20 protein-coding genes are annotated in these 23,876 nt (G+C 45.1%); 18 read left to right on the top strand and 2 right to left on the bottom strand.

Annotated features, from left to right (window positions below; genetic code table 11):
• Nucleotides 1–62 precede the first annotated feature (62 nt).
• The 10 genes from FYJ34_RS05500 to FYJ34_RS05455 all read left to right on the top strand — a co-directional run bounded on the left by FYJ34_RS05500 (nt 63) and on the right by FYJ34_RS05455 (nt 10,033).
• Complete coding sequence (locus FYJ34_RS05500) at nt 63–323, top strand: FeoA family protein (RefSeq protein WP_154476874.1); 261 nt, start codon at nt 63–65, stop codon at nt 321–323.
• A gap of 12 nt (nt 324–335) precedes the next feature.
• Nucleotides 336–557, top strand: coding sequence for a FeoA family protein (locus FYJ34_RS05495; protein WP_154476872.1), 222 nt, complete (start codon nt 336–338; stop codon nt 555–557).
• Between the two features lie 24 nt (nt 558–581).
• Complete coding sequence (feoB, locus tag FYJ34_RS05490; protein WP_154476870.1) at nt 582–2,771, top strand: ferrous iron transport protein B; 2,190 nt, start codon at nt 582–584, stop codon at nt 2,769–2,771.
• 15 nt (nt 2,772–2,786) lie between these two features.
• Nucleotides 2,787–2,966 carry a FeoB-associated Cys-rich membrane protein gene (locus FYJ34_RS05485; protein ID WP_154476868.1) on the top strand — a complete coding sequence of 60 codons (180 nt, stop codon included), beginning with the start codon at nt 2,787–2,789 and terminating at the stop codon, nt 2,964–2,966.
• A gap of 277 nt (nt 2,967–3,243) precedes the next feature.
• Complete coding sequence (locus FYJ34_RS05480; RefSeq protein ID WP_330582537.1) at nt 3,244–3,978, top strand: HD domain-containing protein; 735 nt, start codon at nt 3,244–3,246, stop codon at nt 3,976–3,978.
• Between the two features lie 220 nt (nt 3,979–4,198).
• Entirely contained in the window at nt 4,199–4,621 is a 423-nt protein-coding gene (gene rpsL / locus FYJ34_RS05475; protein WP_154476866.1) for a 30S ribosomal protein S12, read from the top strand.
• Between the two features lie 167 nt (nt 4,622–4,788).
• Nucleotides 4,789–5,259, top strand: coding sequence for a 30S ribosomal protein S7 (gene rpsG / locus FYJ34_RS05470; protein WP_276960102.1), 471 nt, complete (start codon nt 4,789–4,791; stop codon nt 5,257–5,259).
• Between the two features lie 17 nt (nt 5,260–5,276).
• Nucleotides 5,277–7,394: an elongation factor G gene (gene fusA / locus FYJ34_RS05465; RefSeq protein WP_154476862.1), complete on the top strand. Its 2,118-nt coding sequence runs from the start codon at nt 5,277–5,279 to the stop codon at nt 7,392–7,394.
• 113 nt (nt 7,395–7,507) lie between these two features.
• Nucleotides 7,508–8,701 (top strand): elongation factor Tu, encoded by a 1,194-nt coding sequence (gene tuf / locus FYJ34_RS05460; RefSeq protein ID WP_154476860.1) that lies wholly within the window; start codon nt 7,508–7,510, stop codon nt 8,699–8,701.
• Between the two features lie 210 nt (nt 8,702–8,911).
• Nucleotides 8,912–10,033: an IS1249 family transposase gene (locus FYJ34_RS05455; RefSeq protein WP_154476858.1), complete on the top strand. Its 1,122-nt coding sequence runs from the start codon at nt 8,912–8,914 to the stop codon at nt 10,031–10,033.
• On the opposite strand, the gene FYJ34_RS05450 is transcribed toward FYJ34_RS05455, so the two are convergent.
• Together FYJ34_RS05450 and FYJ34_RS05445 are read right to left on the bottom strand one after the other, a co-directional pair.
• A complete protein-coding gene (locus tag FYJ34_RS05450) occupies nt 10,030–10,719 on the bottom strand; it encodes a hypothetical protein (protein WP_154476856.1) in 690 nt (229 codons plus the stop codon). The two genes, FYJ34_RS05455 and FYJ34_RS05450, sit on opposite strands and share 4 nt — an antisense overlap.
• Before the next feature lie 14 nt (nt 10,720–10,733).
• Nucleotides 10,734–11,264: a helix-turn-helix domain-containing protein gene (locus tag FYJ34_RS05445; protein ID WP_154476854.1), complete on the bottom strand. Its 531-nt coding sequence runs from the start codon at nt 11,262–11,264 to the stop codon at nt 10,734–10,736.
• 203 nt (nt 11,265–11,467) lie between these two features.
• On the opposite strand from FYJ34_RS05445, the gene FYJ34_RS05440 reads away from it, so the two are divergent.
• From FYJ34_RS05440 to FYJ34_RS05400, 8 genes are all read left to right on the top strand, one after another.
• Entirely contained in the window at nt 11,468–11,659 is a 192-nt protein-coding gene (locus FYJ34_RS05440) for a helix-turn-helix domain-containing protein (protein WP_154476852.1), read from the top strand.
• A gap of 13 nt (nt 11,660–11,672) precedes the next feature.
• Nucleotides 11,673–12,665 carry a site-specific integrase gene (locus FYJ34_RS05435; RefSeq protein WP_154476850.1) on the top strand — a complete coding sequence of 331 codons (993 nt, stop codon included), beginning with the start codon at nt 11,673–11,675 and terminating at the stop codon, nt 12,663–12,665.
• Between the two features lie 197 nt (nt 12,666–12,862).
• Nucleotides 12,863–13,171, top strand: coding sequence for a hypothetical protein (locus FYJ34_RS05425; protein WP_154476848.1), 309 nt, complete (start codon nt 12,863–12,865; stop codon nt 13,169–13,171).
• A 488-nt stretch (nt 13,172–13,659) separates the two neighbouring features.
• Nucleotides 13,660–14,883, top strand: a complete 1,224-nt coding sequence (locus tag FYJ34_RS05420; protein ID WP_154476846.1) for an ATP-binding protein — start codon at nt 13,660–13,662, stop codon at nt 14,881–14,883.
• A 494-nt stretch (nt 14,884–15,377) separates the two neighbouring features.
• A complete protein-coding gene (locus FYJ34_RS05415) occupies nt 15,378–15,617 on the top strand; it encodes a hypothetical protein (RefSeq protein ID WP_154476844.1) in 240 nt (79 codons plus the stop codon).
• Nucleotides 15,595–20,184: a VaFE repeat-containing surface-anchored protein gene (locus tag FYJ34_RS05410; RefSeq protein ID WP_154476842.1), complete on the top strand. Its 4,590-nt coding sequence runs from the start codon at nt 15,595–15,597 to the stop codon at nt 20,182–20,184. Before FYJ34_RS05415 ends, FYJ34_RS05410 begins: the two co-directional genes overlap by 23 nt.
• Nucleotides 20,185–20,517: 333 nt before the next feature.
• Nucleotides 20,518–22,794 carry a hypothetical protein gene (locus tag FYJ34_RS12855; RefSeq protein ID WP_154476840.1) on the top strand — a complete coding sequence of 759 codons (2,277 nt, stop codon included), beginning with the start codon at nt 20,518–20,520 and terminating at the stop codon, nt 22,792–22,794.
• Between the two features lie 231 nt (nt 22,795–23,025).
• On the top strand, nt 23,026–23,775 hold the full coding sequence (locus FYJ34_RS05400) for a phosphotransferase family protein (protein ID WP_154476838.1): 750 nt from the start codon (nt 23,026–23,028) through the stop codon (nt 23,773–23,775).
• Nucleotides 23,776–23,876 lie beyond the last annotated feature (101 nt).

Below are 23,876 nucleotides of genomic sequence, written 5' to 3'. Positions count from 1 at the left end.
AAAAGGCTGCCCAGCGACGGTAAAGCGGGAACACCTCCCGGACAGCAAAGGCGCAGGGATTCATGAAAAATGGATGGTACTTGAAAAGACAAAAAAGAAAGGAAGTGGATAAAGTGCCATTGACACTGTTAAAAGAAGGCGAAAGTGCTGTCATTCAGAGAGTGCAGGGGGCAGGGGAAACAAAGAAATTTCTGGAAAATCTGGGGTTTGTACCAGGAGAGGAAGTGACGGTTATATCCAGTAATGGAGGAGACATTATCGTACAGGTAAAAGGATCCCGGGTTGCCATCAGCAAGGGGATTGCCAATAAGATCATGGTGTAGGAGGAGAGTAAGATGAAAACGTTAAGAGACGTAAAATGTGGGGAAACCGTTTCGGTGGTAAAGCTCCACGGGGAAGGTGCGACAAAAAGAAGGATCATGGATATGGGAATCACGAAAAAGACTTCCATTTTTGTCCGTAAGGTGGCGCCTTTGGGAGATCCTGTTGAGGTAACAGTCCGTGGCTATGAACTGTCTTTGCGAAAAGCAGATGCAGAAATGATAGAAGTACAGTAATCGAGAAATTTAGGAGGAATGAAAATGGGAGTAACAATCGCTCTGGCAGGAAATCCGAACAGTGGAAAGACGACACTGTTTAACGCACTGACAGGATCCAATCAATTTGTAGGAAACTGGCCGGGTGTAACGGTGGAAAAAAAGGAAGGGAAATTAAAAGGGAATAAAGAGGTAACCATCACAGACCTTCCCGGGATCTATTCCCTGTCACCGTACACGCTGGAAGAGGTAGTGGCAAGAAATTATCTTCTGCAGGAAAGGCCGGACGCCATCTTAAACATCGTGGATGGAACCAATCTGGAAAGAAATCTGTATCTTAGCACCCAGCTTCTGGAGCTGGGAATCCCGGTCGTGATGGCTGTCAATATGATGGACATTGTAAGAAAATCGGGAGACGAGATCCGTATTGAAAAGCTGGCAGAGCATCTGGGATGTGAAGTGGTAACGATTTCTGCCCTAAAAGGGGAAGGGGTCATGGAAGCTGCAAACAGGGCAAAAAAACTGGCAGAAAGCAAACAGAAGCAGAAACATGTCCATGGGTTTGCGCCGGAAGTGGAAGCCGTACTGGAGACGATCGAGCGGCAGCTGTTAGGGGTGCCACAGGAACAGCAGAGATTTTTTGCAGTGAAGCTGTTTGAACGGGACTCCAAGATCACCGAGACAATGGAACAGGTGCCGGAAGTAGAGGATCTGATCGCAAAATTGGAAGCGGCGATGGATGATGATGCGGAAAGCATCATCACGAATGAGCGGTATGAATACATCACAGACGTGATTGAAAAAAGTCTGGTAAAAAAACAGGCGAAGGGAAAGCTGACGACATCCGATAAAATAGACAGGATTGTAACCAACCGTTTTCTGGCGCTTCCGATTTTTGCGGCAGTCATGTGGCTGGTTTACTATATCTCCGTGTCTACGGTAGGCGGATGGGCCACAGACTGGGCCAATGAAGGCGTGTTTGGGGACGGCTGGAAGCTGTTTGGGCTGGTAGATGTTCCGGGTATTCCTGTGCTGGTAGAGAATTTCCTGACGTCTGTCAATTGTGCTGCCTGGCTGAAGAGTCTGGTTTTGGATGGAATCGTAGCCGGAGTCGGGGCGGTTTTGGGATTTGTACCACAGATTTTGGTGCTGTTTATCATGCTGGCGTTTTTGGAAGGCTGTGGATATATGGCAAGAGTTGCATTTATTATGGACAGGATCTTCCGCAAATTCGGGTTGTCCGGAAAGTCCTTTATTCCCATGCTGATCGGAACAGGATGCGGAGTTCCCGGAGTGATGGCGTCTCGGACCATTGAAAATGACAGAGACAGAAAGATGACCATCATCACCACAACCTTTATTCCATGTGGGGCGAAGCTGCCGATCATTGCGCTGATTGCAGGAGCCTTGTTCAACGGAGCGTCTTGGGTTGCCCCCAGCTCTTACTTTGTAGGGATCGCAGCCATCATCTGCTCCGGAATTATTCTGAAGAAAACAAAGATGTTTGCGGGAGATCCCGCACCGTTTGTGATGGAGCTTCCGGCCTATCATATGCCTACAGTAGGCAATGTACTCCGCAGTATGTGGGAAAGAGGCTGGTCCTTCATTAAAAAAGCCGGAACCATCATCCTTTTGTCCACCATTTTTATCTGGTTTACATCCAGCTTTGGAATGGTAGGTGGAAAGATCAAGATGGTAGAAAGTCTGGATCAGGGCTTTTTGGCAAACATTGGAAAAGGGATTGCATGGATCTTTACTCCTCTTGGCTGGGGCAACTGGAAAGCGGCCGTGGCAGCCATTACCGGACTGGTAGCGAAAGAAAACGTGGTAGGTACCTTCGGAATCCTTTATGGATATGAGGAAGTGGCGGAAAACGGATCGGAAGTATGGGGAAATCTGGCGGCAAGCTTCACAACGATAGCGGCGTATTCCTTCCTGGTGTTCAACCTGCTGTGTGCCCCCTGCTTTGCGGCAATGGGAGCAATCAAAAGAGAGATGAACAATAAAAAGTGGTTTTGGTTTGCCATCGGCTATCAAACGATCCTGGCATATGCAGTATCCCTGTGTGTGTACCAGTTTGGAACGGTGCTGACAGGCGGAACCTTTGGAGTGGGAACGATCGTGGCGATCCTGCTGACCGTTATCTTTTTGTACCTGCTGTTCCGTCCGCAGCCGAAGGAAAGAAGTACAAGTAAAAATCTGTCCAGTGTAAGCGTGGACGGAGCAAGAGTGTAGAAAGAAGGGATGAACATGGCATTAGCGGCAAGCAGTGTGCTGTCTACCGGGATCATTGGCGGAATTCTGACGATTGCAGTCATCGCCATTGTACGAAGTATCTGGAAAAAGAAAAAATCGGGTGGATGTTGTGGAGATTGCGGCGGAGGCTGCTGCTCCTGCCCTTCCCATACGCAGGAAGAAGAACAGGAATAACGGTTTCTTCGGCGTTTTGCCCGGAAATAGAGGAAGCAAAGGCTCCGGCTTGTGTCACAAGCGGGAGCTTTTGGTATTAGGAAAACCACGCGATAGTCGCGTGGTTCTACAGGAGTTTTGGCGATGTATGCAGATATTCATACTGTGTTATAGGACAAAATGTGTTGGTCTAGCTCGCCTCAACCCCTTTGTTTAAATGGGAAGAGGGCGTGAGAGGCCAGGACTGTCAGTGCCGGGATTTTTCTGTGAACAGAAAGAGGGTGAGAAAAGAGGAAAGTTGGCAAAAAAGATGACGGCAGAGGATAAAAATGGTATGATAGCAGCAAATGTCAATTCATTCACAAAGAAGAAGCCGGCAGAAGAATGCGAAAAAAGCGGAGATAACTGCTCAACAAAGAGCCGCCGGGAAAAGGCGCATCAGGCAGGCATGGAAAAAGGAGGAAGAACTATGACACGGGAAGAGGCACATACTATTTTGATGAAGTATATGGAAGGAGAAAACTATATCCTCCATTCCTACGCAGTAGAGGCGATCATGAGAGGGCTGGCAAAGCGGTTGGATCCGGATTCTGTGGAAAAATGGGGAATTGCCGGACTTCTCCACGATCTGGATGAGGAGCAGTGCGACTGGCGAAATGACATGAAGGTACACGGCCCCACTTCGGTGGAGATCCTGAAGAAAGAAGGAGTGGAGGATCAGGAATTGTTTGACGCCATCTGTGCGCATAACCCCAAATGCGGCGTGAAAGCAAAGACGCCGATCCAGTATGCGCTTTTGGCGGCAGATCCCATGAGTGGATTTGTGAAGGCGGTGGCACAGATCTATCCGGACAAAAAGATTGCAAGTGTGAAGCCAAAATCCGTGTTAAAACGATTTAATGAGATGCGATTTGCAGCCGGGGCGAACAGGGACTATATGGAGGCGATTGAATTTACCGGACTGCGTCTGGAGGATCTGGTGGATGTGGCGCTGGAGGAGATGGGTGCCATTTCGGATACGCTGGGACTGTAAAGGACAAAGATACGTGGCGAATGTACATGACGAAATATAGGTGACAAATGTACATGACAAATGTATGTGACAAATGTATGTGACAAAACAGGAAACTCTTGACAAGACGGAAAAATCGTAATACACTGAACAAGCGTGCAAAATTATGCATAGCATTTTTTGTATGCCAATATTCAGTAAATGAATATGCAACTTATTATAATCATAGGAGGTGAAAAGAATGCCAACATTTAATCAGTTAGTGAAAAAGGGACGTCAGACATCTGTAAAGAAGTCTACCGCACCGGCACTTCAAAAAGGTTACAACTCTTTGAGAAAGAGAAGTACAGATCTTTCTGCTCCTCACAAAAGAGGCGTGTGTACAGCTGTAAAGACTGCTACACCAAAGAAGCCGAACTCCGCTCTTAGAAAGATCGCCAGAGTTCGTCTATCCAACGGAATCGAGGTAACAAGCTACATTCCGGGAGAAGGACACAACCTTCAGGAGCATAGTGTGGTTCTGATCCGCGGAGGAAGAGTAAAAGACCTTCCGGGTACCAGATACCATATCGTCAGAGGTACACTTGATACAGCAGGTGTTGCAAAGAGAAGGCAGGCACGTTCAAAATACGGTGCTAAGAGACCGAAAGACGCCAAAAAGTAAAGTGTAACCAGATCGTTATCACAAACGTAAACTATGATTAAGTAAGTTGCAAGGTATAGATCGTATGCCTGGCACTGCACGATCAGTGGAAGCTATGTGAGTGAGTACCGATGAATTAATCTGCGCGACCTGCAGGTTGCGCCACTATGTTTAAGGAGGGAAGGACCGTGCCACGTAAAGGACATACTCAAAAAAGAGATGTATTAGCAGATCCGTTGTACAACAACAAGGTGGTTACCAAGCTCATCAACAACATTATGTTGGATGGGAAAAAGGGTGTAGCACAGAAGATTGTATACGGAGCATTTAACAGAGTTGAAGCAAAAGCTGAGAAGCCGGCTGTAGAAGTATTTGAAGAGGCAATGAACAACATCATGCCCGTACTGGAAGTAAAAGCAAGGCGTATCGGTGGAGCGACTTATCAGGTGCCGATCGAGGTAAGAGCCGACAGAAGACAGGCGTTAGCGCTTCGTTGGCTGACATTGTTCTCACGTAAAAGAGGCGAGAAAACAATGGAAGAAAGACTGGCAAATGAGATTCTGGATGCAGCCAACAACACAGGCGCATCTGTGAAGAAGAAAGAAGATATGCACAAGATGGCTGAGGCAAACAAGGCGTTTGCTCACTATCGTTTCTAAGGATTTAGGAGGAAGTAATGGCTGGAAGACAATATCCATTAGATAAGACCAGAAATATTGGTATTATGGCCCATATCGATGCGGGAAAGACGACGCTGACAGAGCGTATCCTGTATTATACCGGTGTGAACCATAAGATCGGTAATACCCATGAAGGAAATGCTACCATGGACTGGATGGAGCAGGAGCAGGAAAGAGGTATTACCATTACGTCTGCCGCTACGACCTGCCACTGGACACTTCAGGAAAACGCAAAGCAGAAAGCCGGTGCTGCGGAACATCGTATCAATATCATCGATACTCCGGGACACGTTGACTTTACGGTAGAAGTAGAGCGTTCCCTTCGTGTATTAGACGGGGCTGTGGGTGTATTTTGTGCAAAAGGCGGAGTAGAGCCGCAGTCAGAAAACGTATGGCGTCAGGCGGACACCTACAACGTACCGAGAATGGCGTTCATCAACAAGATGGACATTTTGGGTGCTGATTTTTACAATGCCGTGGAGCAGATCAAGACAAGATTGGGAAAGAACGCCATCTGTCTGCAGCTGCCTATCGGAAAAGAGGACGATTTCCAGGGAGTCGTAGATTTGATGGAGATGCAGGCGTATATCTATCGTGACGACAAAGGAGATGACATCTTTGTGGGAGAGATCCCGGCGGACATCAAAGAGGATGCAGAGTTGTACCGGGCTGAACTGGTAGAGAAGATCTGCGACCTGGACGATGATCTGATGATGGAATATCTGGAAGGAAATGAACCGTCTGTGGAAGACCTGAAGAGAGTTTTGAGAAAGGCCACCTGTGAGTGTCAGGCGATCCCGGTTTGCTGCGGATCTGCTTACAGGAATAAGGGTGTACAGAAGCTTTTGGATGCGATCCTGGAGTATATGCCGGCACCGACCGACATCCCGGCGATCGAGGGTGTAGACGGAGACGGAAACGACACTGTTAGACATTCTTCTGACGAAGAGCCGTTTGCAGCGCTTGCATTTAAGATCATGACAGACCCGTTCGTAGGAAAGCTTGCTTATTTCAGAGTGTATTCCGGTACGATCAACTCCGGTTCCTACGTACTGAATGCAACGAAGGGCAAGAAAGAGCGTGTGGGACGTATCCTTCAGATGCACGCAAATAAGAGAGAAGAGTTGGACAAGGTTTATGCCGGAGATATTGCGGCTGCGATCGGATTCAAGGTAACAACGACAGGAGATACCATCTGTGATGAGCAGAATCCGGTAATCCTGGAGTCCATGGAGTTCCCGGAGCCGGTTATCGAGCTGGCGATCGAGCCCAAGACGAAAGCATCTCAGGGCAAACTGGGAGAATCTCTTGCAAAACTGGCAGAAGAGGATCCGACCTTTAGAGCACACACCGATCAGGAGACAGGACAGACGATCATCGCCGGAATGGGTGAGCTTCATCTGGAGATCATCGTAGACAGACTTCTCCGTGAGTTTAAGGTGGAGGCAAACGTAGGTGCGCCTCAGGTTGCATACAAGGAAGCCTTTACCAAGGCGGTGGATGTAGACAGCAAGTATGCAAAGCAGTCCGGTGGACGTGGACAGTACGGACACTGTAAGGTGAAGTTCGAGCCTACCGATGCCAATGGCGAACAGGTATTCTTCTTTGAATCTACCGTTGTAGGTGGAGCGATCCCGAAGGAGTACATCCCGAAGATCGGAGAGGGTATCGAGGAAGCTATGAAGTCAGGTGTGCTGGGAGGATTCCCGGTAGTTGGACTGAAGGCAAATGTTTACGATGGTTCCTACCATGAGGTAGACTCCAGTGAAATGGCATTCCACATTGCAGGTTCTCTGGCATTTAAGGATGCTATGAAAAAAGCTGCACCGGTGCTTCTTGAGCCGATCATGAAGGTGGAAGTGACCATGCCGGAAGAGTACATGGGAGACGTAATCGGAGACATCAACTCACGTCGTGGCCGTATCGAAGGAATGGACGACCTGGGCGGCGGAAAGATCGTAAGAGGTTATGTGCCCTTGTCTGAGATGTTCGGATACTCCACAGACCTTCGTTCCAGGACACAGGGACGTGGAAACTACTCTATGTTCTTTGAGAAATACGAGCCGGTTCCGAAGTCTGTACAGGAGAAGGTACTGGCAGGGAAGAATCAATAATAAATAGCCGAAAAGGCTTGAAAAAAGGCGGGCTTTGAAATATAATCAAAGTCAGGCTAGATATGTAGAATAAAAATGCCTTTGCGGCACCATGAATAAGGAGGACATTCAAAATGGCTAAAGCTAAATTTGAAAGAACAAAACCACACTGTAATATTGGTACCATCGGACACGTTGACCATGGTAAGACAACTCTGACAGCAGCTATCACAAAGACTCTGTCCGAGAGAGTAGCAGGAAATGCAGCAGTTGATTTTGAGAACATCGACAAGGCTCCGGAAGAGAGAGAGCGTGGTATCACGATTTCTACCGCTCACGTTGAGTACGAGACAGAAAACCGTCACTATGCTCACGTAGACTGCCCGGGACATGCTGACTACGTTAAGAACATGATCACAGGAGCGGCTCAGATGGACGGAGCTATTCTGGTAGTTGCTGCTACCGACGGAGTTATGGCTCAGACCAGAGAGCACATCCTGCTTTCCCGTCAGGTAGGTGTACCGTACATCGTAGTATTCATGAACAAGTGCGATATGGTAGACGACGAAGAGCTTCTTGAGCTGGTAGAGATGGAAATCCGTGAGCTTCTGGATGAGTATGAGTTCCCGGGAGATGATACTCCGGTTATTCAGGGATCTGCTCTGAAAGCACTGGAAGATCCTTCCGGAGCTTGGGGAGACAAGATCATGGAGCTGATGGCTGCAGTTGACAGCTACATTCCGGATCCGATGCGTGCTACAGATCAGCCGTTCCTGATGCCGATCGAGGACGTATTCTCCATCACAGGACGTGGAACAGTTGCTACCGGTAGAGTAGAGCGTGGAGTTCTTCATGTATCTGACGAAGTAGAAATCGTTGGTATCAAAGAAGAGAGCAAGAAGACAGTTGTAACTGGTGTTGAAATGTTCCGCAAGCTTCTGGATGAGGCTCAGGCAGGAGACAACATCGGAGCGCTGCTTCGTGGAGTTCAGAGAGACGAGATCGAAAGAGGACAGGTTCTGGTAAAACCAGGTTCTATCACCTGCCATCGTAAGTTTACTGCTCAGGTTTATGTACTGACAAAGGATGAAGGTGGGCGTCATACTCCGTTCTTCAACAACTACAGACCGCAGTTCTACTTCAGAACAACTGACGTTACAGGTGTTTGCAACCTGCCGGACGGTGTAGAAATGTGCATGCCTGGAGATAACGTAGAGATGACTATCGAGTTGATTCACCCGGTAGCAATGGAGCAGGGTCTTCGTTTCGCTATTCGTGAAGGTGGACGTACTGTAGGATCAGGACGTGTTGCTACAATCATCGAGTAATACAATCTGAATATGGATTTGTTATCGCAAGATAACGTTGTGTCCAAACGTAAGATACCCGTAGAACTTCGGTTCTACGGGTTAATCTTTTTTGAAAGAAGTTTGAGGGTGGACAAAACGTGTTGGTATGAAGTACCTTGAAGCCTTGAAAATACTGTAGTTAAAGGGGTTTAATCTTCCTTGAAATAATGGTCACGGGAGGAAGGTTAAATGTATCAGGTCAATTGTCCTGCTTGCGGAGAAAAATGTGGTAGATACGGAAAAACGAAAGCAGGATCTCAGAGATGGTTTTGCAACAGATGTAAAATGACTTTCACACAGAAAATAGACAACAAAACTAAAGCGTTTCATTTATTTCTAAAATGGTTGTTTGGAAAAGAAACGCAGTCAGAAATGCCCGGAGAAGGAAGGACATTTAGAAGGAGGACGGCAAAGTTCTGGGAAATATGGCCTATGCCTCCAAAGATAGAAGAGTCTAAGGATGTGCTGTTTTTAGACGGTATATATCTTGGTCGTAAAGCGTGCATTCTAATCTGCTGTGACGAGAAAAATGTACTTGGTTGGTATTTGTGTAGATATGAGCATTCTGGGGCATGGATGGCGTTGATGAAGCGTATCGCTGAACCGAGAATGGTGGTTTCTGATGGAGGAAGCGGGTTTGCAAAAGCACTAAAGGCAGCATGGCCTAATGCAGAGCATCAAAGATGTTTATTTCATGTATTCTGTCAGGTGAGGCGCTATACAACTACCAGACCAAACACTCTGGCTGGTATAGAGCTTTATAGTCTTGCAAAGGATTTATTAAAGATTAAGAGTCACGAAGAAGCTGACAGATGGGGAAAAAGATTTGTTGATTGGATGAAACGATATCAAAAATTTCTGAATGAGAAAACAATAGATGAAAGAGGTCATGAAAGGCCTACTCATGAGAGACTTTTAAAGGCTGAAAAATCAATTTTAAAGTTGTTTGGAGAGAACACCTTATTTACATACCTGGAAGAGGAACTAAAGGCTGATTTTGAACCGCCAGCAACGAATAATCGAATAGAGGGCGGTGTTAATTCCAGACTGAGAGAACTGCTCAGAAATCATAGAGGACTTTCAATAGAAAGAAGAATAAAAGCGGTTTACTGGTGGTGCTATATGCACTCGCCAGAACCGCTTTCCTCGTCTGAAATAATAAAGATAATGCCAACAGATAGAAGTATAGCTGCCATATATCAAAGAATGAATGAGAGGCAAAAATTGGAAAAGAGTCTCTCGATTTGGGGTGATGCTATTGTTTGGAACGATTTCCATAAGGTAGATAAATCGTTTCGGAACTGGGACTAACGACCAACACGTTTTGTCCTATAAGCCGAATAAAAGCTTTTTACTTCAGATACAAATGTTTGCATCAGTGCAAAGGCTTCTTTAGCCTCTTTTAGTTTTGGAGTATAATTATTTTGAGCAGCTTTCAATATATGAATATTGTTTCGTGACTGATACAATGAATCAAATTCTTTTTTTGTTTTAGCAGAGATAATATTATGCTGCACAGCAAAATCAGTTTTGTGATCAATACGTTCTCTCTTAATGTCAGCTTTAATTTTTTTCTCTTTACATAGGTAAACTGTTTTATTGTCGTAAGTAATTTTGGTTGAAGAAGAAAGGGCATTGTGACATTTTGTCAATTGTATTACAGCATATTTGTCTTCAAATTCTGATTTAAAAAATGATTCTATTGCGGCCTGTAAAACTGCTTCACAAATAGAGGTATATTGAATAATTTGAAATCTAACAATGGCTTTATGTTTGGCAATTGGTAATCTTAATCCATTCATAAGCTTGTACATAAATCTTGCTTGATAATATGCTTCACCAAGATACTTTTGTAAATTAGAATTTCCTAAAAATGAGAAATAGTCGTTAAACCATTCTATCGGATATGCGGATCCGGCTTTAAATTGTTCATCTGGTACTAAATCCCGGTTACAAAAATTGATTACCTGTGTAATAATATTTTTATTTAATGCCATAATAATCCTGCCTTTCAAATAAGATTTTGAGTTTTGAGAGTGGTTCCTTCATTTTTGTTAACTATAGTATGACAACCTATCGTAGTTCCCATAGCACGCAGTTTCCATTCTTCCTGGGTAGCATTCAGCTTATCCAGTTCTTCCTGTCTTTTATCAGCATCTTCGATAGCTAATATTTCAGCTTTTTCCTTTTCGTAGACATTTTTAAATTGACACCATTTCCTGAAAAAGTCCTGCATCGTAGGATTATCGAACGTCAGCGAAATTTTCTGATCAGACGTTTCTGCAAGTGAGAGGTTTACTGAATCATCAATAGAAAACAAGAGAGAGAGTACATCTCCGACCGTTTCAATATTAAAGTCCAGAAAAACACTTACATTTAATCCCAGTGCAGTTGCTATCTTTTCTAACTGATCCGGTTTTGGATTTCGGATTCCAAGTTCATATTTTCTGATTGTTCCTACGTTAATGCCGGACAGCTCGGCTAACTGTATCTGACTGTATCCTCTGAATTCTCGGTATGCTCGGATTTTTTTACCTACCATAATATGCTGCCTCCTTAAAAATATTTGTGATTCTATTCTAGCACAAAAGTGAATGATGCGAAAGAGGTTGATTTTCACAGACTATGAAAATGTAGAATGGAATATAAAAATAAAATTCGCAAAAAGATATTGACAAAGTCACAAAAGTGAATCATAGTAAAAACATCAAAAGAGTCACAAAGGTGACTGAAAAGGAGGACGCTATGAGAACTAATTATATGATGACTGTTGATGATGTCATGGAAGAATTAGGTGTGAAACGCAGTAAAGCATATTCCATTCTGAAGCAGTTCAATGATGAACTGGCAAAGGAAGGATATGTGGCAGTTCGTGGAAAAATTCCACGTCCCTACTGGGAAACAAAATTTTATGGATGCTCTCAGAGAGCAGTATGAAGGAGGAGTTAAGATGTCAGCTTACAAGGACAAAACACAGGGAACCTGGTATGTGAGCTTCCGTTATGTTGACTGGACAGGAAAGAAAACGCAGAAGCTGAAAAGAGGGTTCAAGACTAAGAAAGAAGCATTGAATTATGAGAAGGAATTCATAAGAAAGACTGCAGCGGATATGAAGATGGAGATGAACAGTTTTATTCAAGTTTATTTTGAAGATAAAAAGAATGAACTGAAAGAAAATTCAATCCGTAATAAGCAGCACATGATGAACAAGCATATTGTTCCGTATTTTGGGACAAGAAAAATGAATGAGATCACACCGGCAGAGATTATCCAGTGGCAGAATACCATTCAAGAAAAAGGATACAGCAAGACTTATGAGCGTATGATCCAGAATCAGTTAAATGCACTGTTTAATCATGCACAGAAAATTTACAATCTGAAGGAAAATCCATGTAAGAAAGTAAAAAAGATGGGGAAATCAGATGCCAACAAGCTGGAATTCTGGACGAAGGCAGAATACGACAGATTTATTGCCGGGATTGAGCCGGGGAGTGAAGATTATCTGATATTTGAAATTCTGTTTTGGACAGGAATCAGGGAAGGAGAACTTCTGGCATTGAGACTTTCGGATTTTGATATGAGTGGAAATCTCCTGCATATCAATAAGACTTATAACCGGGTCAGTAAGAGAGATGTGATTGATACACCAAAAACAGAGAATTCGGCCCGTACTATTGATATTCCCAATTTTCTTAAAGAAGAGGTACAGGAGTATGCGAAGAAGCATTATGGATTTCCAGAAGATCAGAGGTTGTTTCCGATTGTAGCGAGAACACTGCAGAAACGGCTTAAGAAGTATGAAGCATTGACCGGTGTAAAACCAATCAGAGTGCATGATATCCGTCACAGCCATGTAGCATATCTGATTTATCAGGGTGTAGAGCCACTGATCATCAAGGAAAGACTGGGGCACAAAGATATTCAGATGACATTAAACACTTAATATTGCTGTTGGTACGCTTCCGTATATTAGTATACTAAGAACTCATGAGAATGGAATATATAAAACGTATGTTGGTAATCCTTTTTATGATGAACTTAGAAATATAGATGATGAAACAGACACTAAAAACTGGACTCAAGAAAGTATGCATACTCTTGAGGGCGGTAAAACTGCATTTTATGATAGGAAGGATATTTATGAATCAGGAAAGCAAAGCGATTAATGTACATTTGGAGAAAAGAGAAAATAAAGATTATTTAGTATTTGGCTTTGAAGAAGTTGCAGAAGTATGCCTTAATAATGATGAAAGCCAAAATAATTTGAAAAGCATATTTGTAAAGTTACTTACGGAGATTACAAAATATCCCGTTGAATTACAGTTTTTGAAAAATCCAGAATATAAAACAGGATTATATATAGATGTGTGTAAAGAATATATAAAAGATTTAAATAAAGAGATTACGAATGTGAGAAAAAATATGCCAGAAAAACTAAAAATGCAGTGATAACACCATGATAACAAAATCCCCAAAAACCATACGGACACAGTGGAAAATGCGGATTTTTCCACACAAATCACACGAAAAATCACCATTTGCACACCGCAATACACCGGTCTGATATCGTGAAGGTGGACGTACTGTAGGATCTGGTAGAGTAGCTACCATCATCGAGTAATATACGCGGAGACAATGAATAAAGTGCCAATTCAGGCGCCAAAAAAGAGACTGTAAGCTTGCTTGCAAGTCTCTTTTTTGGTGTCTGGAAGCGAGCTTTAGGGGTATCCGCAGGCGAACGACGAAGTTGTGAGATGGGCATCTATTTGAAAAAGGAGTTTTATTGTAAAATAAAGGCAATCATTCATAAAATAAAACAAACATATTTCGGCTAAAATATAATCACAAGAGAAATCAGCCGAAGGGCGCTTGCTTTTTTGTATGAGTTCGGCTAAAATATAATCAAATTATAGAATGGCCGAAAAGAGGTTGCGAATATGAGCTATATAAAAAGAAATTTGGAAAAAGTGGTAAGTCAGGTTACAAAGGAGTACCCGGTGATTTTGGTTACGGGGCCGAGACAGGTGGGCAAGACTACAATGTTGCAGAAATTAATGGAGGGAACGGACAGGGGGTATGTTACCCTGGATGATTTGAATGAAAGAACTCTTGCAAAGTCTGACCCAGAATTATTCCTGCAACTGCATAAGCCGCCTATACTGATTGATGAAGTTCAGTATGCACCGGAATTGTTTGCTTACATTAAGATGAATGTAGATAAAAACCATGAGCCAGGAGCATTTTGGCTGACCGGGTCACAGGTGTTCAAACTGATGCGTGGAGTGCGGGAGTCATTGGCAGGCAGAGTGGCAGTGCTTTCTCTTACCGCAGTATCACAGGCGGAAATGGTGGGAGGAGAAATGGAGCCATTCACCGTAGAGAGGGAGGCCTTAACTGCAAGAAAGACAGATAGAGTGGAAATGGATACAAGAGGTATTTTTGAACGTATTTATAAAGGGTCCATGCCTGCGATTGTAAGTGGCACAAACAGCAACAGTCAGATTTTTTACAGCAGTTATTTGTCTACTTATGTTGAGCGCGATGTGAAAGAATTATCAGACGCCATTGATTCGCTCAAATTTCTTCGGTTTATTACGGCGGCAGCGGCAAGGTGTGGCCAAATGGTTAACGTAGCGGAGATTGCAAGAGATGCTGAGATCAATCAGACACAAGCAAAGGATTGGTTGGGGATTTTGGAAACGCTGGGTATTATTTTTTACCTTCATCCGTATTCCAACAATTTGCTAAAACGTCTTGTAAAAACGCCAAAATTATATTTTTACGACACGGGATTGGTGTGCTATCTGACAAAGTGGAGTAGCGCAGAAACATTGGAAAGTGGTGCTATGAATGGTGCGATTTTAGAGAATTATGTGGTCGCTGAAATTAGGAAAACGTATCTCAATTGCGGGAAGGAACCATATATGTATTACTACCGTGACAAGGATGCCAAGGAGATTGATCTTGTTTTGGAACATGATGGGGTTCTGAACCCAATTGAAATTAAGAAAACATCTAATCCGGGAACAGAGTTGATAAAGGTGTTTGGGTTGCTTGATAGGTCGTCAACACCACGCTCCAAGGGAGCGATTGTCTGTATGAAACCCGGATTCGGTGCGATTGACAGGGAGAATTATATTGTACCTATTTGGATGATTTAAGGAAACATTGTTTGAAAGTCGTGTCCATTTGAGGAGGATTCAAACAGCGATCAACGTTATTTCCACGACTGCGGGAATAGGGGGAAGAGCGACTGAAAAATAGTCGCTTTTTTCAGTCCCATGGAAACTAGGAAGGGATTGTGTGAGCAAAAGAAAGGGAACCACACTAATACCCTAGAGTTGGAGTTTTGCAGAAAAATTGAAAAAATTTCACAAATATCTATGCATAGGGCTGTCAAATTTTGAGAAAAATCCCAAAACCTATGAAGTACATAGGAAAATCTTGATTTTATATAGACAGAAAAAAGAATCAAGGTGTAATATGAATATATCATAGCGGTTTTTTGCTCGTTTTTAAGGGAAGGGGGGAAAGGGATTTTATCTGTGCAGGCCCAAAACACCACAGGAAAAGCAGAAGGCAGACAAAGCGGTTGTATGGAGAGAGCAAGGGGAAGCCTATGGATGTCAGATATGGATAGAAAAGGAGAAACAGTATGAAGAAGAGGTTATCAGCCATCATCATAGTGGCGGTACTGACTCTGGTGGGAATTGGACAATTGGGACAGATGGGCAAAGTAAACGCCCAGGGAGTCCCGAATACAGGAACGAATATTTCGGCAGAAAATCAGTATTATGCAGAAGATAAGACTAAAATGCTGAAGGTGTGGACCAAGGATAAGAAGGAAGCAGAGACCTGGGCATTTTGTCTGAATGAAAGGAACGCCTGCCTATGACGGAAACGGGTACTACGTGGGGACGTATCGGCTGGCAGGCAGTGATTCGCAGGCTTTGATGCAGGAGGTGAACAAATCCTATCCGCGCTATAACGCAGAAAAGACATACAAAGCGATAGAAATGTTGCTGTATCAGTTTTCTGAGGATCCGGAGAATCTGATGGGAACGCATGGGATCACTCCGTATCAGTACTGGGTAGCGACGCAGGAGGTAGTGTACTACTTTACACAAAGCAGAGAGATGGCGAATCAGGGAAGCTTTCCGGGCATGAATGAGGTGCAGAAGGCGCTAAAGGAAAAAGCGGAAGCTTACATGAATGGAAGCGTATTCCCGGACAATTCAAAGTTTGTGGAGGTGCGTACCTATGCTTCTGTTTCCGGCGGAGTACAGTCTCTGGTAAGTGGACATGTACGTCAGAAGCCGAAGGTGTATTTCAGTAAACAGGAATACAAACAGGGAATGACCGATGAAGAAATGTCTTACAACATCAACAACGGAGGCGGTCTGTCGGGAGCAGAGATGATCCTTGCGGATGAGAACGGAGAAATTCTGGTAAATCTGGATACACAGGAGCCGTTGGAATGGACATCGAATGCCAACCCTGCCAGAGTCAGCCTGATGCCGGGAAATTACCGCGTGATCGAGAAGAAGGCGCCGGATGGATACCAGAAGGTAGAAGCGGTAGATTTTACGGTTCGTACAGACGGAAGCATCTTTACATATGGAAAGCTTCTGGAAGGAGACACCATCGTTCTTTTGGACAAAAAGCTGGAGCCGGAAAAGAAGCTGGTTTCCATCAAAAAAGTAGATAACAAAGGCGTGATGATCAATGGCGCGTCGCTGGAGCTTTGGACAGAGGGAGAAGGTGCCGCAAAGATCGAGTCCTGGTTTTCCATGGCAGGAAGTGCAAAAGAATTCCAGCTGAAACCGGGAACGTACCGCCTGAAAGAGAAGGAAGCGCCGGCAGGGCATGTGGCACTGCAGCAGGATATTGTCTTTACGGTAAGTGAAAGCGGTCAGGTGGCAGTTACCAGCGGAGAAAAAGTAACGGTAGAAAATAGTACGCTGGTGGTACAAAATGATCAAAAACCCTATATCGGAACCTATGCGACAGGAAAAGAAGACAATCAAAAAGACGTGAAGACGGTGGACCACGCGATGACTTCTGAGGGACAGGTGATGGTAGATGACAGAATCGACTATTCCGGGTTTCCAGAGGGAGACTATGTAGCGTGCGCTACGCTGGTTTCATACAGCGGAACGCAGGAGATCACCAAGGCATACAAGGAATTTACGGTAGGATCTGACGGAAGAGGATCTGTCCTTGTGGAAGATCTGAAGATTCCGGCTACTATGCTGAAGACTCCGGGACTGCAGAGGTTTACCGTTTTGGAAAGAGTTTACCGCGCAGAGGATCTGGGAGCGGATCGACAGCCAAAGGAAGGCAGGTTGCCGATAGCGGAACATGTGGTGAACGATGACGAGAATCAGACGATTGGCGTCAATGTATATGAGCAGGTCTTTACATTTGGATTTACCAAGGTGGACGAGAAAAATACCAAGCTGGCAGGAGCAAGACTGCAGATTTTTGATGAAAAGGGGCAGGCAGTTCCCGGTATGGTGTGGACTTCTCAGGGGGCAGACAGCACTCCGATCCGTGTTTCCCTGAAAGCAGGAAAATATACATTGAAAGAGATTGGGGTACCGGAAGGGTATGAAGGCCTTTCGGACAAGCCGTTTGAAGTCATGGCAGACGGCAAGATCGTATTTGAAGATACGCAGGATGTCGCCACAAAACAGGTATCAGACGGATGGCTGGTAGATGTAAAGAACCATCCGGAACAGCCTTATGTGAACCCGGAGGGCAAGATCAGTACTACCGTGAAGGCAGACGACAGCACGGCCAGCGAGACGGCTCTGGCAGAGGTTGCGGAAGCATCCGTCGGAGATGGGGTGGCAGTGGTAGATACCATCCACTATACAGGTCTGGTAGAGGGCAAGGAATATGATGTGACAGGAACGCTGTATGAAGTCAAAGACGGAGTGGTAGTCGGTGATGCAAAGGCGACCAAGACGGCGGTTCTGACAGCGGGAAAAGACGGCAAAGGCGACTGGGAGCTGGATTTTGGAACGGTAGAAGGGCTGGAAGTAGGGAAATCTTACGTGGTCTATGAGAAAGCCGTTTCCAAAGAAAATCTGGTAGATGCCGATGGAGACAAGAAGCCGGAAAGCAAGCAGGAAGTCAAGCATGAAAACCCGGCAGATAAATCCCAGACCTTTATAATAAAGGAGACGCCGAAAAAGGAGGTCATCTTCTCCAAGACCAACCTGGGAGGAGAAGAGATCGCAGGAGCGAAGATTGAGATCAAAAAAGATGGTCAGACAGTGGAATCCTGGACCTCCAAAGAAGGAGAAAGCAAGACGGTCAAGCTGGCAGCAGGCACCTATACCTTCCATGAGGAAGCGGCGCCTACCGGGTATCTGAAGGTGACGGATTTCACTTTCACCGTAAAAGAAGACGGAACGGTGGAGCTGGGCGAGATTGCTTCGGAAGATGCTGTAGAATGGAAAGAGGGAAAAGTCGTAGTAACAGATAAGGCAAAACCGGTTGATCCGGAACAGCCGGGCTACGAAAATCCTGCCGGAGAAATCCGCACGACGGTCAAAGCAAACAGCAGTACCGGAAACGAGACGGCACCGGCTCAGGTTTCAGAAAATGAAGCGGAAAGCGGTGTGACTGTAACAGATACCATTTCTTATACCGGACTGGTAGGCGGAAAGACTTATAAAGTGACAGGAAGCCTGAACCTTGTGGAGAATGGAAAAGCGGTAAAAGTGGTGGTAACCGCCACGGCAGAATTAAAGGCTGACGAAAGCGGAAAGGGCAGTTGGGAGCTGGATTTTGGAACGATTGCCGGGCTGGAAGAAGGAAAATCTTATGTGGTATATGAAAGCGCCAGATCCTTGGAGCGCCTGATCGACACAGATTACGACAACATACCGGACACGCCACAGAATCCGGTACATGAAGATCCAAAGGATCCGGCGCAGACGATTACGGTAGTACCCAGAAATCCGGTGTATCCGGAAGGTAAGATCAAGACGACGGTAAAGGCCAACAATGCGACGGCAACATCGGAGCAAAAGGCAAGAGTGACAGCCGAAGAAGCCAAGACAGGTGTGCATGTTGTGGACACCATTGCATATGAGGGGCTTGTAGGTGGAAAAGATTACACTGTAAGCGGAACTCTGATGGAAGTGAAGGCAGGTCAGCCGGTAGGAGCTGTGGATACGATGGAAGCTACAAAGACAGCCGATCAGAGTGGCAGCGGCAGCTGGGAGCTGGATTTTGGTACAAGGCAGGATCTGAAACCGGGAAGCTCTTATGTAGTGTTTGAACGGGTAAAATCCGTAGAACTACTGATTGATAAAGATGGGGATGGTATTTCGGATCAGCCGGATGAGCATACCCATGAAAATCCGGAAGACAAGGCACAGACCTTTACGGTGAAGCCGGAGGAACCGGGTGGAGAAGAACCAAAATATGAAAATCCTGACGGAAAGATCCGCACGACGGTGCAGGCAGGCGACGCTGTGGCAAGCGAGAATGCAGCGGCGGAAGCAAAAGCATCAGAGGATGGTACTGCGGTTACAGATACGATCCATTACACCGGACTGGTAGGAGGAAAAGCTTACAAGGTAACCGGTAAGCTGAACCTGATAGAAGACGGAAAAGTCGTAAAAACAGTGACGACAGCCACGGCAGAATTTACGGCAGAGCAAAGCGGCAGCGGCAGTTGGACGTTAGACTTCGGAAAAGTCAAAGGACTGGAAGAAGGAAAAACCTATGTGGTATATGAAAGTGCAAAATCTGTGGAGAAGCTGGTAGATACCGATTATGATAACGAACCGGACGCTCCTCACAGCCGTGTGCACGAAGATCCAACGGACAAGGCGCAGACAGTCAAAGTGAAACCGGACACACCGCAGCCGGACGAAGAGAACGGAAAGATTCTGACTACGGTGAAAGCAAACAACTCTGTAGGAAGTGCGGACCAGTCGGCAAAAGTCAGCAAAGAAGAAGCCGGACAGGGCGTAAAGCTTGTAGATACCATCCACTATGAAGGACTGAAAGGCGGCAAAGTGTATAAAGTCACCGGAAAGCTGAACCAGATCAAAGATGGAAAAGTAGTTCAGACCGTGGCGGAAGCGACGGCAGAGTTTACGGCAGATCCTAGCGGAAAAGGCAGCTGGGAACTGGATTTCGGAACGGTGACAGGACTGAAAGCAGGAGAAACCTATGTGGTATTTGAGCGAGCAATTTCTGTGGAAAAGCTGATCGATACAGACGGAGACGGAGTTTTGGATAAAGAGGATGTGCATACGCACGAAGATCCAAAGGATAAGGCACAGACCGTTGAGGTCACCGGGGCTTCGGCAGGAAAAGTGAAAGGAAGTCCGAAAACCGGAGATTCCAGCCAGAGTACGCCATATATCCTGATGATGCTTTCTGTAGCAGCTTTCGGAACCCTGTTCTTTGAAAAAAGACGCAGGATCAAAAGGTAACGCTAAAAAGACAGAGGTTAAAAAGTCAAAAGCGACAAGGCATATGACAAATAACCAATAAAAGACAGCGGGAGATTTCCTTGGAGAAGTTTCTCTGCAGGGAAAAGAAAGATCTTGTCTGTAGGGAATCAGGAGAGCTTTCGCTGTTTTTCACATGAATCGGAAATCTATAGGACAAAATCTGCCTGATATGTCTCATCGCCAGACTGACAAAAAGAGACAGACAGATTCTGGACCACAAGAAGAGAGCCAGTATCTGACTTGAATAAGAGGGTTTCTGATGATATATTAAAATGCATATGAAATCATATTAATTAAACGAAGGGAGATCATATGGGAGAAAGCATAAGAGAGAAAAAAACGTGGAAGGACTTAAAAAAATATGGAACAAGGATCCTGCTTGGCCTTCTTTTTACCGGAAGCTTTTTGGCAATGGGAACAAGGAAAGCAATGGCTGCAGGAAACGATACATCGGATAGTAACGGGAGTACGATCTATGTGGCAAATGGACAGGAAAGTTCTATAGAGGGAGACGGGACACAGGAGAATCCCTATCAGAGCCTGTCTTATGCAATTCAGAGATCTGTCGATGGAGATACATTAAAACTGACAGGGGATGTCCTGTACAGACAGGAGGGAACTTTTTTTATTGACAAAAATATTGTAATTGATGGACAGGGATATCGCCTGACCTTTCGGGGAGCTGATTTGGAACTGAAGAAAAATGTCCGGTTCCAGAATATGACACTGAATATGATCGTAAACGGAGGTGAGTTACCCAGAATCTATGCGGCTGGAAATGAGGTGACTTTTGATGAGGTTTCCACGACGGTTAGCCAGTTGCAGGATTATTTGAGACCAGTACTGATCGGTGGTTCTAAGACAGGAAATCTCAGTGGAAATCACGTACAGATCTCCATTTTAAATGGAGATTCTTCTACAAGATTTCATAAGATTATTGCGGGAGGAGAAACAGAAGATGTGGATGTCCCGGTTACAATCCGAATAGAATCGGAGTACGCAAGAGTAGACGAAGGGATTGTGTTGGGCGGTGTAAACGGAAATCAGACAACGGAAGAGGTGACACTGCTTTCCAATGCAAAAGCTGTAAAAAAAATTCTGGCAGAGGACAGTATTCAAAATCAAGTTACTTTTTCCGCTTCTCGTTTGACAGGGATAGAACTGACAGGAGTAAAAAATTTATCATTGCGTGATGGAGCGGTAGTGAATCTGGACCGTCTGGACAGAATTGATAGGACGGTTGATGTGCAGGAGGGAGCACAGCTATGGATCAATCTGAAGGGAGATGTCCGGATTGGAAGAATCACAGGAACAGGAGAGATTGTTCTGTCACCAGACACATCCCTGCAGGTGGGGGAAGATATAAGAGACGCATCGAATATCAGATTGAGTGGATTTGAAACACAGTTTGCAGGAAAGACAGGATGGGAATATGTGAAGGCAGAAGGAAATATCCATCAAGGCGTCAGCGTTTCGTTTTTACAGACCATTGGAGGATACCGGATCCAGAAGAAGAACAAGGCATATGTGCTGTCAGATGCGGCGCCCATTCAGAAATTTGATAAAAATGAGATTCAGGAACTGGAGGTCACGCAGTTGCCTCAGACCACAATTTATCAGGAAGGTCAACAGTTTAGTAGTGCAGGGATGATCTTGCTGCTAAAGGATAAAAACGGAGTTGTCCAAACTGTGAAAGCGGATGAGCTTCAAGCGTATGGAATCCAACTGCTTCCAGATGAAAATACACCTCTGAAAGCAACTGACAAGAGCGTTATCGTTCAAGTAAAGGAGATCAGGAAGGCTTTGAATATTACGGTTCATAAGAAGGAGACACAGGAACCGGAAAAGCAGCCGGAAGGCTGGAGAGAGGATGCTGTAGGAAAACGGTATAAAACTGCAGACGGGAGCTATCTGACTGCATCTTGGAAAACTCTGGATAACGAGACATATTACTTCGATGCCAAGGGGTATGCAGTACGAAATAGTTGGCTTCCATTTGGTGGAAACTGGTATTATTTTGACGGGCTTTGCAGGATGGCAAAAGGATGGATGAACGTAGGAGGAAACTGGTATTACCTGGCAGAAAACGGCATGATGATGACAGGATGGATCAAGGGTGGGACTACCTGGTATTATCTGGATGCAAATGGAGTTATGAAGACTGGTTGGCTAAATCAGGGTGGCAGCTGGTACTATCTGGATGAAAGCGGAGCTATGAAAACCGGCTGGGTCAGCCTGGGCGGCAGTTGGTACTATCTGGCAGAAAATGGCATGATGATGACAGGCTGGATCAAGGATGGGGCTACCTGGTACTATCTGGATGGAAGTGGAGCTATGAAGACTGGTTGGCTAAATCAGGGTGGCAGCTGGTACTATCTGGATGAAAGCGGAGCTATGAAAACCGGCTGGGTCAGCCTGGGCGGCAGTTGGTACTATCTGGCAGAAAACGGCACGATGATGACAGGTTGGATAAAGAGTGGAGCTACTTGGTATTATCTGAAAGCAAACGGAGCTATGGCAGCGGGAGTGAGTTTACAGATGGAAGGCGGTCTTTATCATTTTGCAGGAAATGGAGCATGGATAGGGTAGAATAAAATCTTTCACCGTGCAGACTGTTTTTCATATAAACCGGAAATCATTTCCGCTGAGATTTCGGTGGGAAGAAAACAATTTCAACATGGATAGTTAATAAAATAACGAAATAAAAATACAAAATAAAATAGTTAAAAAATATACAAAAATACTTTTCAGAGGCGGCAGGAAGGCGTATAATAAGATCAGTAAAAAAGAACGGAACGGATTCTAAAGGAGGTGCAAAGGATGGAGCAGGGAAAACTGATCGTGGAACGGCCCTACAAAAAAGTGTATCGTCTGGATAAGAGTATCGTCAAGATATTCGACAGGACGCATCCCAAGTCCCATGTGTTTAATGAGGCACTGAAGATGGCGCGGGTGGAAGAGACCGGTCTTGCCATTCCGAAGCTTCAGAAGGTGGAGCATGTGGATGGACAGTGGGCGATCTTCATTGAGTACAAGGAAGGGAAAACGCTGGAAGAGATGATGCGTGTGGATCCGGCAAACATGGACAAGTACATGGAGGATTTTGTAGATCTGCAATTAGAGATCCACGGAAAAGAGGCCTATCTTTTGGAAAATGGCAGGGACAAACTGGCCAGGGAGATCCAGAGCACCAAAGAACTGGATGCGACCACCAGATACGATCTTTTGACGCGCCTGGAGAGCATGCCAAGACATAGCAAGCTATGCCACGGAGACTTTAATCCCAGCAATGTGATCGTAGGGAAAAATGGAAAACTTACTGCGATCGACTGGGCCCATGCCGTCACGGGAAACGGAGGCGCAGACGCAGCCATGACCTATCTCTTGTTTGCCTTGGAAGACCAGGAGATGGCAAAGCTTTACATGAAGTGCTACTGTAGAAAGAGCGATACGGCAATGCAGTATGTGCAGCAATGGCTTCCGTTGGTAGCGGCGGCACAGTTGGGGAAAAAGGGAGCTTTGAAAAAAGAGTTTCTGATGAACTGGATTGATATTATGGATTATCAGTAAAAAATCACTGTCACTGGCTAAGCAAAACCGGTGGCAGTGATTTTTCATTTGGAAAAGAGGTGCTTCACGAAAGGGCGTACGAAAAGTGCCTCCAGATGACA

This window comes from Suipraeoptans intestinalis (genome assembly GCF_009696485.1).
GTDB classification, from domain to species: Bacteria; Bacillota; Clostridia; order Lachnospirales; family Lachnospiraceae; genus Suipraeoptans; species Suipraeoptans intestinalis.
This window is presented reverse-complemented; position numbering and strand designations above follow the sequence as displayed.